The organism is Paenibacillus sp. Y660, assembly GCF_057221575.1.
Genome location: NZ_JBXBBJ010000002.1, coordinates 163991 through 182201 on the forward strand (window position 1 = coordinate 163991; position 18211 = coordinate 182201).

Here is an 18211-nt window from a genome sequence, read left to right on the forward strand (position 1 = left end):
ACTCCTCTCAATCTATATTCTAAACACCCGAATATGAATGTAAACCCGCTATAACGAGGTTGACCCCGACAAGCGTGAACAATACCACAACAAAACCGATTACCGCAAGCCAAGCGGAGCGATGGCCCTGCCAGCCGCGCGATAGGCGGAAATGCAAATATGCACTGTAATACAGCCAAGTAATGAGCGCCCATACTTCCTTCGGATCCCAGCCCCAGAAGCGGCCCCAAGCTATATTGGCCCAGATCATCGCGAATATTAAGGCGCCCAGCGTAAAGATCGGGAAGCCAATAGCAATCGAGCGATAGCTGATTTCATCCAAATCCTCCGGATCGATGCCTTCCATTACGGGGTGAATGACTGCGCCCAGCGGCTTGCGGAATACGAGACGCATCAAGCCATAAAGCAAGGTGCCTGCAATGATGGACCATACGACCGTATTTAGCTTTCGGCCGGAATTCGCGCCCGTCATCCAATATGGAGCTTCGAAGATTGGTTCCTTCATGCCAAGAAACGAATCAAATTTCACAATTTCGCTGTTATAGGGCTTAACGATTGCCGGCAGCGTATAAATGACTGTCTCCGTCGTTGTTGACTCAACGCCCTTTGCGTCAATGTTCGATTTTTCTTGAATAAATTGCGCTTCGTAGCCCATACCGCGGAACGCAAACACGGCTACGATAAAACCTACGATAAGGATAATGGAGTATAACGAAAATTCGACCCAGAACTGCGATCTTTTCGCTTCCTTCGTTTTCCCTTTAAAATCCACTACGCGCAAAAGGTACATAAGTCCAGCAGCAAATCCAACTGCAAAGAAGGCTTCGCCTAGAGCAGCTGTCGTAACATGCACTTTGAGCCAATAGTTGTTGAGAGCCGGTATTAACGGCTGCACCTCCTGTGGAAATACAGATGCGTATGCAACGATAATAACGGTGAGCGGCAATGAGAACATGCCGAGCAATGGTTTTCTATAGATGCTGTAAACGATTGTGAATGCGATCATAATCGCCATACCGAGGAAAGTCATAAATTCATACATATTGCTTGTTGGAATTTGACCGCTTCCTGCCCAGCGGGTGAAGAAGAAGGTCATATGCGATGCTAATCCTAGGCTGGATGTGATGAACGCGATCCGACCCCATCGTTTCTCATGCTGCTTGGGGTCACGATTGCTCCATTTCTTGCCCGCAATCGCGATCACATAAAACATAAATGCAAAACAGTAAAGGAAAAATGCGACGATAAATGCGTCGCTGCTAAAATCGACTAAACTCACGCGTTGTTCCCTCCGTTATCAAGCGACTTCGGATCTACGGTTATCCCTATTTTTTGAAGCGCTCCCGCAACATCTGAACGCATACCGTACCAGTTTTTATTCGTATGTGCGCCTAATGAAAGCTCATTGCCATCAACACGCAGCCATATGCGGCGGTGCTGCCAATACGATCCCATTAACAGGCCGACCATAGAGAAGGCTGCTCCAACCCATACATAAGGCAGCGCTTTATCCATACGGACATTCAAGTAAGTGGATGCTTCGGAAAAGTCTACGTTTTCCATCCCGTCGACCCGGATTTCAATTTTATCCGCAATGCCATGATTAATGGCGTCCTGCGAAAATTTCACCTTGTCCTTCTGCATCGGGAAATACATATACGGCTCGCCGTCTGCCGCGAGTCCCGGTCCTTTAACCGTAAATACAAACGCCGGAGCAATCGGATCACGAGATAAGGTAGTCGGCTCGCCGTTGTCGCCAATCGCAAATTCCATGTAATTGGCATATAAGTCTAGTGTGTATGGTCCAAGCTTATGCTGAAGCGCCGAGTCCTTCATCGGAAGATCAAACGGACCATATTTTTCACCTGTTTGTTTATTTACAAGAACGGGATGAACCGCATTCAAACGAGGTGTCGTATCAAAATCGAATTGGTATAGCTTTAGCCCCTTGTAATCTAGCGGCTCGTTTACGATAATATCGTGACGCTTCACTTCCTTGAGCTCCGGCTTCTTCGATTGATCGCTGCAGTTGCTTACGCATTCATATAATACCGCTTTCGTTTCGAAGAGCTTGGCTCGAGCTGTTCCCTTAAGCTTATCAGGCAATTCCTCATCCTTGTAATACTCAACGGTAAACTTTTCATTTTTGACAAAATAATGAGTATCCGCAATTTGTACGGTGTCGCCATCGGGAACCGTAATGTAGCTATCCATCTGCCAGCTTGGTATGCTTCTAGCCAATATCGCCAGCAGAAACAGGATAAGACCGATATGATTGATATAAGGTCCCCAGCGGCTGAAACGATTCTTCTCGGCAAGAAGCGCCGAGCCGTCGCGATGAATACGATAGCCCTTGCGCTTAAGCTGTGCGCCGAATTTTTCTACCCATTCCTCAGAGTCGCCATCAATCGTATGCTTGTACACCGTTTTTTGGCGATGAATGAACTGCAAATGCTTCCGAATTTGCTGCTTGCTTAGTGCCCGGTAAAGCGGCAGCACCCGATCAAGACTGCAAATAACGAGCGACGTGCCGATCATCACGAGCAAGCCGATAAACCACCAGGTTTCGTAGGTGTGCGACAAGCCGAACAAATAATATAATTTGCCGGGCAAGCCGTAGGTTTCCTCATAATAAACGGATGGATCAAAGTTATTTACAAACGTGTTTTCTTGGGGATATATCGTTCCCAGCATCGCAGTCAAAAATGTGATAACGATCAAGTAAATAGCGATTTTGACGGACGAGAAAAAATTCCAAATTTTATCGATGTAGTTCGGATTGCTCTTTTGCGATCTGCGGGCTACCCCGTCATATCGCATTTCAAGCGGCAGATCCGAAATATCATTGTATTCGAGCGGCTTGCCGCAGCTCTCGCAAAGCACGGTGCCGACTGAGTTTTGATGTCCGCACTCGCATTTTGTGTTTTCAACTACCAACACAGTAAAACCTCCTACATTTGAAGAAGCCGTTCAATCCGTTCGTCAATTTCCACCTCAGTCATACCGCCTACTTTTATTTCCATTATCGAACCGTCCGGTTTTATGAAAAAAGTAGTAGGATATGACTTTAGCCCATAACTGCGTTCTGTTTTGCGGTTCACGTCGCGCAATATGGGATAATTCAAATCAAAGCGGCGAACAAAATTGTTCACGGTTAACGTGTCCTCGCTTAAATTAATCGCCAAGATTACGAGGCCTTGATCTTTCCATTTCGCATATTGTCGTTCAAATTCCGGCATCTCCTTCACGCAAGGCGGACAGAACGTGCCCCAAAAATTGACGACGACAGCTTTACCCTCATAATCGGTTAATTGCTGCGTTTTTCCTTCCAAATCAACAAGCTCAAACACCGGCGGCTTGCTGCCTTCCTTCAGAGGGCCTTTATCATCCGCGGCAAATAAGGTAGATCCTATCGCATATCCGCCAATTATCAAGACAGCAATCAATATGACGATTTGTACCGTCTTGCGCGATTTTCCCATCATTTAATTCACCACCAGCTTCTTTCTATACAGCCACGAATATTACCATTATAACGAAAAGTCGACGGCAATTACTGCCGCCGTCGATTACTTTTTATGAACTTTATGTGTCTTGTTTTGCGCTATTGCCAGCAGCTCTTTGATTTCCTGAGGCGTCAAATGGCGATACTTTCCTCTGCCTAGATTCTCTAGTCCAACCTCGCCAAATCGAATGCGCTTCAGCCTGATTACCTTATGTCCAATCGCTTCAAACATACGGCGAACCTGACGGTTGCGGCCTTCAAAAATCGTAATTGTAATCGTCGCTTCATTACCTTCCGTATCCACATCATGATACTCTACCTCGGCAGGAGCGGTCATGCCATCCTCCAGCTTGATCCCCTTCTGAAGCTGCTCAAGCGCAGTTCCATGAGGAACACCTTTGACGGTAGCGCGATAGGTTTTCGGTACGTGATGGCTCGGATGTGTCAACAAATTGGCGAACTCGCCGTCATTTGTTAGAATGAGAAGTCCTTCCGTATCGTAATCCAATCGACCGACGGGATATACTCTCTCTTTGATGCCTGGCAAGAAATCAGAAACCACTTTGCGTCCTTGCGGGTCTTTGGCGCTTGTGATGACTCCTTTGGACTTGTTAAGCATGAGATAGAGCTTCTTCTCGCTCCGGATCGCTTTGCCGTTAACCGTTATGGCATCGACAGCAGGATCTGCTTTGACGCCAAGCGTCGTAACCTTCTCACCATTAACCTCAACCATGCCGGCCAAAATCATTTCTTCACATTTGCGACGGGATGCAACTCCCGCAGCGGCTAATATCTTCTGTAAACGTTCCAATGCTTTCACCTCAATCTCCATCATAACGATATGAAGAACAAAGTACAAGCTTCACTATCCGAATATGTATAAGCAAATGAAAATCGCGGCAAAAAAACCGACCAAATCCGAAAATAATCCTACTTTTAAAGCATAACGCGTTCGACGAATGCCTATAGCGCCAAAATAAACGGTGAGCACATACAAGGTAGTATCCGTGCTGCCTTGTATGGTTGATGCGATTCTGCCAATCATGGAATCCGGACCGAACGTCTGGATGAGATCGGTCGTGAATGCAAGTGAGCCTGCGCCTGTAAGCGGGCGAAGAATGCCGAGCGGTAACACTTCGCTTGGAATGCCCACATAATCAAATAAAGGCCTGACTGCTGAAAGCATCAAATCTAATGCACCCGATGCGCGGAACATGCTGATGGCGACCATCATGCCAACCAAATGCGGAATAATGTTGATCGCTGTCCCAAAGCCGTCCTTGGCGCCTTCAACAAACGTTTCATATACCGGCACCTTGCGCCTAAGCGCTGCATAAAGCGGAATAAATACAATTATGGCTGGAATCATCCACGCAGATAAGCTTGTGAACATACTATACAACCGGCTCACCTCCAGCAGCAGGGAGTGCCCCCTTCATTTTCGCGGGTCCTGAGAGTGTCGGAGTTATTGGCGGCGGGGGAGATTTTCTTCTGTACCAACGATCGGCAAGTATAGCTGCGGTAGTTGCAACAAATGTTGCTGCCAGCGTCGTGCCGATAATCTCTGCTGGATTAGCTGAACCATAATTCATCCGTATCGCTATAAGCGTGGTCGGAATAATCGTTATACTCGATGTATTAAGTGCTAACAGCGTACACATCGCTGGAGTTGCAGTGGAGGGATCCGGATTCAGCTTTTGCAGCTCTTGCATCGCTTTTATCCCCATTGGCGTGGCTGCATTCCCGAGCCCAAATAAATTAGCGCTCAAATTACTCATGATGTAGCCAATTGCCGGATGATTGCGGGGAACGTCAGGAAACAGCATGCGCACAACCGGCCCCAGCATGCGAGCCAATTTTTGCAGCAATCCAGCGTCCTCCGCAATTCTCATCATCCCCAGCCAAAATACCATAATGCTGATTAAGCCAAAGCTCACGGTGACGCCTGATTTGGCTCCCTCGAAGGCAGCTTGCGTCACCGCATCCATCTTGCCGGTTGCCGCAGCCACAATTACGCTCGCTACGATGAAAAACAACCAAATCCAGTTAACCATCTATGCCGCCTCCCCATTTGCAACATCCCTTTTATTAACATTAAAGCGTCTCCCGCGCTCCTCATGCCCTAATGATCAAATAATGCATCCAATACCTTCGATAAGGACTCAGTCAACTTTCCGCGATCATCCAGCGAAGAAGCTTTTTTAAATTCCTCTAACGATTGCATCGCATTTAAAGATTTTGTCGGCAGCTGAAGCCTGCTGCTAGAGACTTCATACACCGGAACAGCACCAATGCGATTGTCATTCATGTACCACTCCATAATACCCCGCTCGCCTAGCATGTAGCGTGTCGTATCCGCATTGTACAGCACCAATCGCGATTGAATCGCATCAGTCTCATTCTCAGCAACAGGATACTTGAACGATTGGCCAATTGCATAAGGATAACCTGCGATCGATTGGCCTTTAGATGCAATTTCCTGAAGCGGATAATGGCCAAAGCCCCAATCGAGCATTTTTCGATGATCTGACCAATCATCGCTGTCATTGATCGTTACGGCAGCAAGCTGCTGGCCATTCCTTGTTGCCGAGCTTACTAAGCAGCGCAGCGATTTTTTTGTATAGCCCGTCTTTACGCCGTCTGCACCTTCATACATCGTAAGCATTTTATTTTTGTTCGTATAGCTGTACTCCCACTTCTCATGAGGGTTTGGCACCTTTTTCACTTTTGTGCTGACGATTTCTGCGAATACATCATTTTTCAAAGCATAAGCTGTCAGCTTGGCCAAATCATTTGCAGAGGAAAAATGCCCGTCCTCATCAAGTCCATGCGGATTTTTAAATTGCGTTTGTTTCAGGCCAAGAAAGGTCGCCTTTTCATTCATTAAATGAACGAAGCCATCCTCAGAGCCGCCTACATGTTCAGCTATTGCGGTCGCTGCATCGTTGCCGGATCTTAACATAAGACCGTAAAGCATGTTAAGAAGACTCATTTCCTCGCCAAGCTGAAGATAGATCGAGGACCCTTCCTTGCCTACCGCACGCTTGCTTGTTTTCACCATATCCGTCAGCTTCCCATGATCAATAGCCACGATTGCTGTCATTATTTTTGTTAAGCTTGCAATTCTCATCGATGTATCGCCGTTGCTGCTATACAGCAGTCTTCCCGACTCAACATCAATTAGCGCAGAAGCTCTCGCATTCGTATGCAACGGACTGGGATTGGCGCTTGCAGCAGTCATTCGGCTTGTCCCAACCACTAAGATCGCCAATAAACCAATCATGGCAAACCGTTGTAGCTTTTTGAAATACATGTGATAACTTTCCCCTCTCGCAGCGTTAGTAGATAAATCATCTTGTATATTCCAGTATATGCCTGTACACGTTGCTCTAGACGAAATTCAGCTAACTAAAAATGAAAAACTGCCCTCTCGGGCAGTTCTGTCATAAGAGGTGATCGTTTGCTTCTACTCGTCCGCTGATAATAGTGGAATTCGGATCGTTGTATGCTGCTGTGCTTGATGGCTGCTTCATCATCGATTGAAGCTTCTCGAAGACATGCGGAGCAGAATCGATAACCCGCTCGAGCAGATGCGTTTGATTATCGAGCGGAACAATTTTCACTCCGTGAGTGCCTACGACCAAAAACGCGATTGGCGTAATCGATACGCCGCCGCCGCTGCCGCCGCCAAATGGCATCGATACGGAAGCATGCTGCGCATCAGAATTTGCCCCATGCTTATGATCGGCATCATCCAATCGAATGTCGCTGCCCCCTGCCACAAATCCGAAGCCCACCTTAGAGATCGGCATAATAATGCTGCCGTCCGGCGTTTGAACAGGGTCGCCCACGATTGTATTGACGTCAACCATTTCTTTAATATTTTCCATTGCGGTTTGCATTAAGCCTTGAATAGGATGTTCTGCCATGCTTTGACGCCTCCTTTCCATATCCTCATCCGAACTGAAAGCTGCAGCCCGGCAAGAATAGCATAACCGAAGCGGATTTGAGCTATGCATGACCACTCTGTTCGAAAGGCAGATCCGATGTAAATGGGCTGAACAATCAATTTGGGCTCAGCCTTTAGCTTAACCATTTGAGAAAGCACGCCAATAATCGATGTCTTCACTGACCATACCGCACCCGTTGCCATGGCTGTCCACATTGCGTCACCCGTCCCGACTGACGTTGACCAATTCCATTCAATAAGTCTAACCTTCGATAGCGTTTGCCTTACCCAACCCTTTAGATTTCGAGTTATTTCCAATATGTACTTGAATTTATCGATGCCTTTCATGATTTTATCTGCGTCAATATCCTCGTAATACTGCGACCAAGTGTTCTCTGATATGTTCGTTTTTGAAACCTGTTCCTTCAGTTGGACAGAAGTACCGGTAAATTGAATAATAGGCACCTTTAATTTGTATCGGATTATTCCGTATAGTGCTTTTATATTCAACTCAACATCATCATTGTCTCCCAGCCTCCGCAGATGTCCTGCTACAACAACCTGAGAGCTTAGGATAACTATTAAAATGAGCAAAAAAAAGAGACCGGCCGCCGTAATCCAACCGTAAGGGTAACTGAGCACCATCATGCTTCCTCCGTTTCCCTCATATGGGTTGAATATAGTATGACCCGGCGGTCAAATCTCATTCTTTAATTTCTTCAATTGTCATCTGCCGACCGTCTAAACGCTCGAACAGCAGCTGCGTTTGTTCCTCAAGAGCATCGTCCAAATCAACATTCCCTGGCTCTGGGAGCTCCTTGATCGAAGGCAAGCCGAAATAATCTAAAAATGATTTCGTTGTACCGTACAAAATCGGCCGACCGATCTGCTCGGCGCGTCCGACCTCCTCGATCAAATCCTTGGATACGAGCGATTGTATCGCTCTATCGCTCTTCACACCGCGAATTTCTTCGATCGATATTCTTGTAATAGGCTGACGATATGCCACAATGGACAACGTCTCGAGCGCTGCCTGCGAGAGCTGTGAACGGGTTGGCGTATAAGCCATTCTCTCAAAATAAGGCGCATGCTCCAAATGCGTCGTCAGCCGAAAGGATCCGGCGACCTCGGCGATTTGAATGCCGCGTTCCTCGCGCTCCAAGTCACGCTGCAAATCATAAACCAAATCAGAGGCAAGCTCGGCATCCAGCTCCAAAATATCGGCAAGCTGCCGCTTCGTCAGCCCCTCATCGCCTGCCATGAACAGCAGGCCCTCAATAATCGTCTTCAACTTCTGATAATCCAATTTCTGACGACTCTCCTTTCCAGTGAATGACGATGTCGTCAAACAGCTGATGCTGGAAGCAACGAATATGCTTCATCTTCATTAGCTCCAGTATCGCTAGAAAAGTGACCACGATTTCATGCCTGTCCATATTTTCACGGATAAGCTTCGAGAAACGAACCGTTTCAAATTGCTTCAACACAACGACAATATCCCGTATCCGGTCCTTGACCGAAATCTCATCGCGCTGTACCGTCGCAACTACATTTCGCCGTGAGGCTCTGCGAAGCGCCTTTTGGAAGGCAACGATTAAATCCGATAAATGCAAGCCCTCCACCGGATTAACCTTTTCTTCCTTCAAGAAAGGCGACATATCCTCAGGCTCTCTTGAATAGACGAGGCTGCGCTCGAATTCCTTCTCGCGCAGCTGCTCGGCAATTTGTTTGAATTTCCGGTATTCGACGAGCTTCTGGATGAGCTCATCGCGCGGATCCAGTCCGTCATCTGGCCAATCCTCGTAATCATCCTCAAATACCGGAGGCTTAGGGAGAAGCTGCTTGCTTTTTATCGCCAAAAGGGTAGCCGCCATGACCAGAAACTCACTCGTAACCTCAAGCTCCAGCTCCTTCATCGCATGCAAGTAATCCATATATTGAATCGTAATCTCGCTGATAGACACTTCATGGATATCGATCTCGGCCTTGTCGATCAAGTGAAGCAATAGATCAAGCGGTCCCTCAAATGAATCCAGCTTATAAAGCACCGACACTTACATTTCCTCCCGCCTAGCCTTAAACTTTGCTGCTTAGCCTTGCAATTGCTTTGTCAAATTCGCCATTTCAATTGCGCTAGTTGCAGCTTCATAGCCTTTGTTGCCTGCTTTCGTACCGGCACGCTCAATGGCTTGCTCAATCGAATCAACCGTCAGTACGCCGAAAATAGTCGGAATACCTGTTTTTAATGCAATTGCCGCTACGCCTTTAGCTGCTTCGTTGCATACAAAATCAAAATGCGGAGTTGAACCGCGAATGACGGCGCCAAGCGTGATAACAGCGTCATACTTGCCGCTTTCAGCCATTTTTTGCGCGATTAACGGAATTTCGAAAGCTCCTGGTACCCAAGCTACTTCAACTTCGGAATCCTGCGCGCCGTGACGCTTGAACGCATCAAGCGCTCCGCCAAGCAGCTTGCTTGAAATAAACTCATTGAAACGACCAACTACTACTCCATATTTTAAACCTTCTGATACTAAATGTCCCTCATAAATTCGTGTCATTTGTCATCTTCCTTCCGATATTTTAAATGATATAGTCAATATCTTCAAAGCTTAACAAGTGGCCAAGCTTCGTTTTCTTCGTGCGGAGATAACTTTTGTTATCTTCATTTTCGTCCATTTGAATGGGAACACGCTCTACCACCTCGAGTCCGTAACCCTCTAGTCCTTTAATTTTGCGGGGATTATTCGTTAGCAGGCGCATTTGGCGGACACCAAGATCCTTCAAAATTTGCGCTCCTATCCCATACTCGCGCAAATCGGCCGGAAAGCCAAGCTTTAAATTCGCATCAACCGTATCAAGGCCTTGCTCCTGCAGCTCATAGGCTTTTAACTTGTTGATCAAGCCAATGCCTCTTCCCTCTTGCCGCATGTAGAGAAGGACGCCGCTGCCCGCTTCCTCAATCTGCTTTAGCGCGGCTTCAAGCTGCGGACCGCAATCGCAGCGATGCGAATGGAATACATCGCCGGTAAGGCATTCGGAATGTACGCGCACAAGCAGCGGACGCTCAGGATCGATGTCGCCTTTAACGAGTGCGATATGTTCTTTATTGTCCACGATGTTCGTGTAAGCTATTGCGCGGAAGGTGCCAAAATCAGTTGGCAGCTTCACATCAACCGCACGCTCAACGAGCTTTTCCTTTGCATTGCGGTACTGAATCATCTCTTGAATGGTAATCAGCTTCAGATTGTGCTTTTCCTTAAAGACAAGCAAATCCGGCAAGCGAGCCATCGTACCGTCTTCGTTAATGATTTCACATATAGCTGCACCTGGAGCAGAACCGCACATGACTGCAAGATCGATCGCTGCCTCCGTATGACCAGCGCGACGCAGCACGCCGCCCGACCTTGCTATAAGCGGGAAAATGTGTCCCGGCCGGCGGAAATCCGCTGCCTTTGTCGTTGGGTCGACAAGCGCTTTGACCGTTTCCGAACGCTCATACGCCGAAATACCGGTCGTCGTTCCGATATAATCTACCGATACGGTAAAAGCCGTGCCATGGTAATCGGTATTATGCGACACCATAGGAGGCAGATCCAGCTGTTCCGCACGTTCCTGCGTAATCGGAACACATACAAGGCCGCGAGCCTCCGTTATCATGAAATTGATGACTTCCGGCGTTGTTTTATCTGCGAGCGCGATGAGGTCGCCCTCGTTTTCCCGATCCTCGTCATCAACGACTATGATCGGCTTGCCGAGTTTAAGGTCTTCGAGCGCTTCCTCGATTTTATCAAATGTAATTTTATCTGTTTGTTCCATATGAGTTTCCCTCCTTTGTGACAACCAAACCATCGTAAACAACCAAACCTTTGTAAGGCTTCTACCTAACCTTCAAAAGCTTTCTACCAAACCTTTAAAGGCAGGCTTTTAACCAAACCCTTAAAGGCTTTAAAACCAATACCAAACCTTAAAGGCTTTTAACCAAACCTTAAAAGGCTTTAATTCCAAACCTTAAAGGCTTTTCGAACCCGCCCAAACCCTCCCTTCCAAGGGAGGGCCCCAAGGACTGCGTCCTCTGGACACCTGCAAGTGGACTAACGTTGAAGGGAATCAGTCGGTTGTATGCTGCTTTTTCTGTAGGAACGCTACCGTCCCTGCGGGACACGCTTTACTTTTAATTCTACTACCAAGCCTTCAAACATTTTATATAAAACCTTCAAAGGCTTTAATTCCATACCTTCAAAGGCTTTAGTTCCATACCTTCAAAAGCTTTAGTTCCAAACCTTTAAAGGCTTTTCGAACCCGCCCAAACCCTCCCTTCCAAGGGAGGGCCCCAAGGACTGCGTCCTCTGGACACCTGCAAGTGGACTAACGTTGAAGGGAATCAGTCGGTTGTATGCTGCTTTTTCTGTAGGAACGCTACCGTCCCTGCAGGACACGCTTTCTGGTTGAGCGCTTATGTCACTTAAGTGACTTAACACCTGAATAACTTTTGAGTTAATGAGTTGATATGCTGCTAAGTTTACCCTTGGCTCGCTTTCGTCCCTGCGGGACACGCTTTCTGCTTGCTCAAGATATTGGTTACTGGAAAATCTTCATCTAATTAGCTTGTTCATTAGCTTATTTACAGTATAGATGGAACTTCTCCAGCTAATTTGCTTGTTCACTAGCTTTTTTACAGTTTAGATGGAATTTCTCCTTCTAATTCGGGCATTCCACCTGAAACAAGCTAATTTCTTATTATTACATGGAGCTTTTCCTGTTAAATGCATTTGGTTAAGACATTTTCATTAATTAACGTGAGTTTTTACCGTTATGATTAAAGTAGTGACAAAAAATACTCTTTTTTGAATTAACTGCATATCGTCCTTAAAGATGCAAACTCACTCACCATATTATTATAAGAATCCATTTTCCATTAAAAATGATGTGGTGAGCTTGGTGCTTGCTTTTGCAGCTTCAGGCTGCTTGAAATGGAGCAGGTGATCGACGTATTTGCCGATTACATCGCACTCTATATTGACGGAGTCGCCCGCGTGTTTGTGCTGCAGTGCTGTTTCGCCAAGGGTGTGCGGGATGATCGATACGGTAAACGAACCGGAGCCTGTATCAACCACCGTAAGACTTATTCCGTCTATCGTAATGGATCCTTTCGGAATGACGTAACGCAGCATATCAGCATCATCTAGCTGTACTTTGTACACTACTGCATTCGCATCTGTTTCACGATTGAGTATCTTTCCGGTTCCATCGATATGTCCTTGTACGATATGACCGCCAAACCGTCCGCCCGCCTGCATCGCGCGTTCTAAATTCACACGCTCACCGGCACGAAGCTGGTGGAGGTTCGATTTGCGATATGTTTCAGGCATCACATCTGCCGAGAATGAAGACCCGTCAAAGGACGTTACCGTAAGACATACGCCGTTAACCGAAATACTGTCTCCAAGCATGACGCCATTCGTCACATGAGTGGCCCCGATGACAAGGCGCATCGCTTCACCCTGCTTCGTGATCCCTTTCATCTTTCCCACTTCTTCCACTAATCCGGTAAACATGGGGTTCCTCCTCAAACACCTTAATAAACGGGATAACCCGAGACGCAAATGTCTTCGCCGGCCATTTCCACGCTCACATGCTCAAGCTGTATGGCATCTGCCATTTTCTCGATTCCAGCGAAGGTGAAGGTGCCAGGAGCATCTGCTCCTCCGATAATTTTGGCTGCATAGTAGAGTATAATTTTATCGATAAGGCCTGCCTCAAGCATCGCACCGTTTAATTGACCGCCGCCCTCGAGCAGGATCGAGCCGATCTCAAGCTCTCCGAGCTTCTTCATCGCTTCGACTAAATCCACCTTTGGCCCTGTTCCGCAAATGACAACTTCAATACCAGCGGCCTCTAAAGCTTGTCGGTTTTCCCCGTTTGCCTCGCTCGAAGTCAATACGATGGTCCTGATAGACCGATCGGTTACTACGCGTGCATCTAGCGGCAAACGCAGCTTTGAATCTACGATGATGCGTACCGGGTCGATAGCTGGGACGGAAGCGCGTGTATTCAATAAAGGATCGTCCGCAAGCACTGTACCGATTCCGACCATAATCGCTTCATGCTGATGACGAAGGGTATGAACCTGCTCGCGTGCCGCAGCTCCCGTCACCCATCTGCTGTCGCCTGTACGCGATGCAATTTTGCCATCAAGCGTGCTAGCTGTTTTCAAAGTGACGAATGGCAGCCTTGTCGTAATATACTTATTGAACTTTTCGTTCATTTGCTGAGATTGCTGCTCCATGACGCCAACGGTAACATCAATTCCTTCTTCACGCAGCCTGGCGATGCCGCGGCCCGATACCTCGGGATTGGGATCACCGCTGGCGACCACAACCCTCGCCGCTTTCGCAGCGATGATGCGCTCGCAGCAAGGAGGCGTTTTGCCAAAATGACTGCATGGCTCCAGCGTTACATAAACAGTGGCGCCCTCTGCCTCATCTCCTGCCATCTGAAGGGCATGCACCTCAGCATGGCCGGTACCTCGCTTAAGATGCGTTCCGATTCCGATAATGCGACCATTCTTCACGACAACACATCCGACAACAGGATTAATCCCCGTTTGGCCTGAAGCTTTTGACGCCATGTCGAGCGCTAAACCCATATAATATTCATCATTTAACACGTCCATATACAAAAATCACCCCTATCGGCAAACGATCCGACAGGGGTGATGAGTGAGTGATCCGAGAACTACGACAAAACCAATAGGCGTTGTCGGCTTTAATATCCGACTCCATCCTATTCCGCAAAAATTGCGAAAACGGTTTGTAAAATACGCTAAAAAAACAAACCTACTTTGTACGTGAAATAAAACACACATACAAATAAGCTGATATTATAGCTGTCGAAGCATCCCCTTCTCCCATCCAGACTATACTGTCGGTCCCGGATTTGCACCAGGTCCACCGTTCCAATCACCTTTGCATCTCAATAAATCAGAAAACAAAGTTTCTTAGACCGGGTCACGGACTGACGACAAGCACAGAAGTTCGGTTAACCGATCCTCCTGTACCTGCCGATCACCGCCGGTTAGGAATTTCACCCTACCCCGAAGGAAAGCTGCACTTACATAATTATAGTTAGTATCTTATCACTAAATCGTTTCAACTTCAACCTTTTCCATTTTGTCTCCGCCTTTGAAAGCATCAACAAACTCCATACCCTTCGAAACTTTGCCGAATACAGTATGACCGCCATCCAAATGCGGCTGTGGAGCGTAACCGATATAGAATTGGCTGCCGCCAGTGTTACGGCCAGCATGTGCCATAGCTAAAGTGCCGCGTTCATGCTTGTTCGGGTTGATTTCACAATTAATTGTGTAGCCAGGACCGCCTGTACCAGTTCCGTTCGGGCATCCGCCTTGTGCAACGAAACCTGGGATAACACGGTGGAACGTAAGACCATTGTAGAAGCCTTCTTTAGCAAGCTTCTCGAAGTTTGCTACTGTGTTCGGCGCGTCTTGATCGAATAGATCGATTAGAACTTCTCCGCCGTTTGCTAGTGTGATTTTTGCTTGTTTTGCCATTGCTGCATCTACCTTTCTTTTATCCAGATAAGACTACGTTACCAATATCGCCCTTATTTCGCAAGCGGTGATTTTTGCAGTCTTGCCGGAATGACGTCATTGCATACGATATTTTCAAGCGATTCGCGCTTAACAGCAAGGTCAGCCTGACCGTCTTTTACAAAAACGACTGCCGGACGACGGATGCGGTTATAGTTGCTCGCCATTGCATAATTATAAGCACCTGTGCAGAAAACAGCAAGCAGGTCGCCATTTTCGGCTTTAGGCAATTCCAAATCCCAAATCAGCATATCGCCGCTCTCGCAGCATTTGCCGGCAACAGAAACCGTTTCTTCTGCTGCATCATTCGCACGATTTGCAAGCACTGCCTCGTATTTCGATTGATAAAGCGCTGGGCGAGGGTTGTCCGTCATTCCGCCGTCAACAGCGATATATTTGCGAACACCAGGAATGTTCTTGCTCGTACCTACCGTGTACAAAGTCGTTCCTGCATCGCCAACCATGCTGCGGCCTGGCTCAACCCAAATTTCAGGAAGCGGGAACTCGGCATTTGTGAAATTTGTAATAATTGCGCCAGTAATAGCTGCTACATATTCACTGATTGGAAGCGGAGTATCGCCCTCAACATAACGAATGCCGAAGCCGCCGCCAAGATTGATGACTTTAAACGCAAGGCCAAGCTCGTTGCGAATCGAAACCGCGAAATCAGCAACCTTGTCCACAGCCATGCGGAAGCCTTCCACTTCAAAAATTTGCGATCCAATATGGGAGTGAACGCCCAAAATAACAAGGTTTGACAAAGCAAGCGCTTCTTGAATAGCTTGTTTCGCTGCGCCATTGCCAAGGTCAAAGCCGAACTTTGAATCCTGTTGGCCAGTTGAGATGTAATCATGCGTATGTGCTTCTACGCCTGGCGTAATACGAAGCAAAATATTCACTTTCTTGCCCTTGTCGCCTGCAAGTGCATTCAACAGCTGAAGCTCCATGAAATTGTCTACTACGAAGCAGCCGATGCCTGCATCAAGCGCCATGTTGATTTCTTCAGGCGTTTTGTTGTTGCCGTGGAAGTGAATGCGCTCCGCCGGGAAACCGGCTTGCATAGCTGTATACAGCTCGCCGTCGGACACAACATCAAGCGATAGTCCCTCTTGCTCCGCAATCGCACACATTGCCATTACGCTGAACGCTTTGCTTGCGTAAGCGACTTGGAAACGAAGTCCGGAAGCTTTGAAAGCTTCAACATACTCGCTCGCGCGCTGACGTACGAGAGCCTCGTCCACAATATATAGCGGCGTTCCAAACTGTGCTGCCAAATCAGCTACATCGCAGCCGCCAATTTCCAAATGTCCTTGAGTGTTAATTTTACTAGTTCCATGCAGGTACATAATTTCCCCTCAGCTTTCTTCTATCTGCATGCAGATAGAACGGATAGAATTTGCATCAATAGCATCAGTATAACGCAATCTACCCGCGCTGCGAAATGGATAAATCCACATTTCATTTGCATTTTATGAATTTACTCGGTGCTTGGCATCTTATCGCGCTGCTGCGCTCTTAGATTATTTGGACGCGTCCGATTGTACAGCACCGGCTGGCGGATGATAATGCTCCATAGCGCCCTCATGTCAAAGGGGATGAATGGCCACATATATGGACGGTTGAACGAACGCTCCATCGTCAGCATCAGTATTATGGCTGTCGTCGCAATGACGAAGCCGGGCACACTGAAGGCAGACACCGATATGATTAGGACAAGCCGTACGATTCGGTTCGCAAGTCCAAGCTCGTAGCTTGGCGTTGCGAACATGCCGATAGCCGCTACGGCCATGTACAAAATAACCTCATTGACGAAGATGCCTGTCTGCACCGCAATATCGCCGATCAAAATCGCAGCAACCAGCGACATGGCCGTCGCAAGCGAGGTCGGCGTATGCACGGATGCCATCCGAAGCAGGTCGACGCCTATTTCAGCTAGAAGAAACTGTACGACTAACGGCAGCTTGGCTGTTTTATTGGGACCGAGAAATTCAAGAGCAGGCGGCTTTAATTCAGGATGCATAACGAACAGCAGCCAAAGCGGCAGCATGAACAACGAAGCGAATATGCCAATGAATCTTACCCATCTCAAATAAGTACCGATAAATGGGGTTTGACGATTTTCCTCCGCATGCTGCATGAGATCCGCATAAGTGGTCGGAAGAGTCATAACGCTTGGCGAAGTATCAACGAAAACCGCAACATAGCCTTCAAGCAAGTGAGCAGCAACCGTATCGGGCCTCTCCGAATATCGAACCATTGGAAAAGGATTCCATCCTCGCTTTACAGTTGCCTCCTCAAGCTGCTTGTCCGCAAGCGGCAAGCCGTCTATCTTCACCATGGAAATTTTGTCTTTAATCGATTTGAGAAGCTCCTTGTCGACTAAATCATCGATATAAGCGATACACACATCCGTTTGCGTTCTTTCGCCTACTCTTACGATCTCATAACGCAGCTGTGGGTCGCGCAATCGTCTGCGAACAAGTGAAACGTTAACCATCAGCGTCTCTACAAAGCCGTCCCTGCTGCCGCGAACAACCTTCTCAAGCGAAGGCTCCTCGGGTCCCCGTGCCGGGAAAGCCTTCGCGTCTATCATGATGACACATTGTTCACCGTCGATAAAAAAAGCAGTGCCGCCGGACATCACGCCGGTCAGCATGTTGTTCCAATCCTCCTCCTTCGTCGCCTGCGCAGCAGGCACGTACAAATCAAGAAAAGAATGAAAGGCATGAACCGACAGATCCTCAGGCTGCAGATAGGTCAACCGTTTCAGCACTTCTGTCAGTACGGTGTCCTTCACCAATCCGTTCATGCAAAGCATAGCCGTTCGCCGTTCGCCAAACGTCATCTCTCTTACGACTACATCAAAGCTTGTTTTATACCCAATCTCATGTTCCAAACGAGACAGCACTTCATCCAGCTGATCTGGAATCGGCGTTTTTTCCTTTTCCCCAGCTTGATGCGAAGCTGAGCTCCCTATCCTTGGCCTCTTTCTTGCATGTGAGATGGAAGCCTCATCTAGTGCTAACCCCGACTCCTCCTGCTGCTGCTGTTCTCCGGCATTCACTGCGTTAGACGCCACATGGTTATCCTGATCTTCATGACCCTGCTCTGAATGATGATCCTTCATATACCCTCACCTCGTCGT

The 18211-nt window shown here is 47.6% G+C and carries 18 protein-coding genes and 1 riboswitch; all 18 genes read right to left on the reverse strand.

Annotated features, from left to right (window positions below; all coding sequences use genetic code 11):
• Positions 1-19: 19 nt before the first annotated feature.
• A complete protein-coding gene (gene ccsA / locus AC2TDN_RS03655) occupies positions 20-1279 on the reverse strand; it encodes a cytochrome c biogenesis protein CcsA (protein ID WP_484687043.1) in 1260 nt (419 codons plus the stop codon).
• Positions 1276-2940 (reverse strand): cytochrome c biogenesis protein ResB, encoded by a 1665-nt coding sequence (gene resB / locus AC2TDN_RS03660; RefSeq protein WP_484687044.1) that lies wholly within the window; start codon positions 2938-2940, stop codon positions 1276-1278. Before resB ends, ccsA begins: the two co-directional genes overlap by 4 nt.
• An 11-nt stretch (positions 2941-2951) precedes the next feature.
• A complete protein-coding gene (locus AC2TDN_RS03665) occupies positions 2952-3485 on the reverse strand; it encodes a redoxin domain-containing protein (protein ID WP_482067104.1) in 534 nt (177 codons plus the stop codon).
• An 84-nt stretch (positions 3486-3569) separates the two neighbouring features.
• Positions 3570-4316 carry a pseudouridine synthase gene (locus tag AC2TDN_RS03670; RefSeq protein WP_482067174.1) on the reverse strand — a complete coding sequence of 249 codons (747 nt, stop codon included), beginning with the start codon at positions 4314-4316 and terminating at the stop codon, positions 3570-3572.
• 54 nt (positions 4317-4370) lie between these two features.
• Positions 4371-4898, reverse strand: coding sequence for a spore maturation protein (locus AC2TDN_RS03675; RefSeq protein ID WP_482067173.1), 528 nt, complete (start codon positions 4896-4898; stop codon positions 4371-4373).
• Between the two features lies 1 nt (position 4899).
• On the reverse strand, positions 4900-5559 hold the full coding sequence (locus tag AC2TDN_RS03680; protein WP_482067103.1) for a nucleoside recognition domain-containing protein: 660 nt from the start codon (positions 5557-5559) through the stop codon (positions 4900-4902).
• Positions 5560-5627: 68 nt separating this feature from the next.
• Positions 5628-6818: a D-alanyl-D-alanine carboxypeptidase family protein gene (locus tag AC2TDN_RS03685; protein ID WP_484687045.1), complete on the reverse strand. Its 1191-nt coding sequence runs from the start codon at positions 6816-6818 to the stop codon at positions 5628-5630.
• 130 nt (positions 6819-6948) lie between these two features.
• The gene (gene ytfJ, locus AC2TDN_RS03690; RefSeq protein ID WP_482067101.1) at positions 6949-7434 is read right to left on the reverse strand and encodes a GerW family sporulation protein; all 486 of its coding nucleotides are present in this window, start codon (positions 7432-7434) and stop codon (positions 6949-6951) included.
• Positions 7407-8102: a DUF2953 domain-containing protein gene (locus AC2TDN_RS03695; RefSeq protein WP_484687046.1), complete on the reverse strand. Its 696-nt coding sequence runs from the start codon at positions 8100-8102 to the stop codon at positions 7407-7409. Before AC2TDN_RS03695 ends, ytfJ begins: the two co-directional genes overlap by 28 nt.
• A 55-nt stretch (positions 8103-8157) precedes the next feature.
• Positions 8158-8760 (reverse strand): SMC-Scp complex subunit ScpB, encoded by a 603-nt coding sequence (gene scpB, locus AC2TDN_RS03700; RefSeq protein ID WP_482067099.1) that lies wholly within the window; start codon positions 8758-8760, stop codon positions 8158-8160.
• Positions 8729-9508 (reverse strand): segregation and condensation protein A, encoded by a 780-nt coding sequence (locus tag AC2TDN_RS03705; RefSeq protein WP_484687047.1) that lies wholly within the window; start codon positions 9506-9508, stop codon positions 8729-8731. Before AC2TDN_RS03705 ends, scpB begins: the two co-directional genes overlap by 32 nt.
• Positions 9509-9544: 36 nt before the next feature.
• Positions 9545-10015, reverse strand: coding sequence for a 6,7-dimethyl-8-ribityllumazine synthase (ribH, locus tag AC2TDN_RS03710; protein ID WP_441960079.1), 471 nt, complete (start codon positions 10013-10015; stop codon positions 9545-9547).
• A gap of 22 nt (positions 10016-10037) precedes the next feature.
• The gene (locus AC2TDN_RS03715; RefSeq protein WP_484687048.1) at positions 10038-11273 is read right to left on the reverse strand and encodes a bifunctional 3,4-dihydroxy-2-butanone-4-phosphate synthase/GTP cyclohydrolase II; all 1236 of its coding nucleotides are present in this window, start codon (positions 11271-11273) and stop codon (positions 10038-10040) included.
• Between the two features lie 1079 nt (positions 11274-12352).
• Positions 12353-13012 (reverse strand): riboflavin synthase, encoded by a 660-nt coding sequence (ribE, locus tag AC2TDN_RS03720; RefSeq protein WP_482067096.1) that lies wholly within the window; start codon positions 13010-13012, stop codon positions 12353-12355.
• Between the two features lie 20 nt (positions 13013-13032).
• On the reverse strand, positions 13033-14130 hold the full coding sequence (ribD, locus tag AC2TDN_RS03725; protein ID WP_484687049.1) for a bifunctional diaminohydroxyphosphoribosylaminopyrimidine deaminase/5-amino-6-(5-phosphoribosylamino)uracil reductase RibD: 1098 nt from the start codon (positions 14128-14130) through the stop codon (positions 13033-13035).
• A gap of 222 nt (positions 14131-14352) precedes the next feature.
• Positions 14353-14562, reverse strand: a riboswitch (FMN riboswitch).
• Between the two features lie 33 nt (positions 14563-14595).
• On the reverse strand, positions 14596-15027 hold the full coding sequence (locus tag AC2TDN_RS03730) for a peptidylprolyl isomerase (protein WP_482067094.1): 432 nt from the start codon (positions 15025-15027) through the stop codon (positions 14596-14598).
• 53 nt (positions 15028-15080) lie between these two features.
• The gene (gene lysA / locus AC2TDN_RS03735; RefSeq protein WP_484687050.1) at positions 15081-16412 is read right to left on the reverse strand and encodes a diaminopimelate decarboxylase; all 1332 of its coding nucleotides are present in this window, start codon (positions 16410-16412) and stop codon (positions 15081-15083) included.
• Between the two features lie 131 nt (positions 16413-16543).
• Positions 16544-18193 (reverse strand): spore germination protein, encoded by a 1650-nt coding sequence (locus tag AC2TDN_RS03740; RefSeq protein ID WP_484687051.1) that lies wholly within the window; start codon positions 18191-18193, stop codon positions 16544-16546.
• Positions 18194-18211 lie beyond the last annotated feature (18 nt).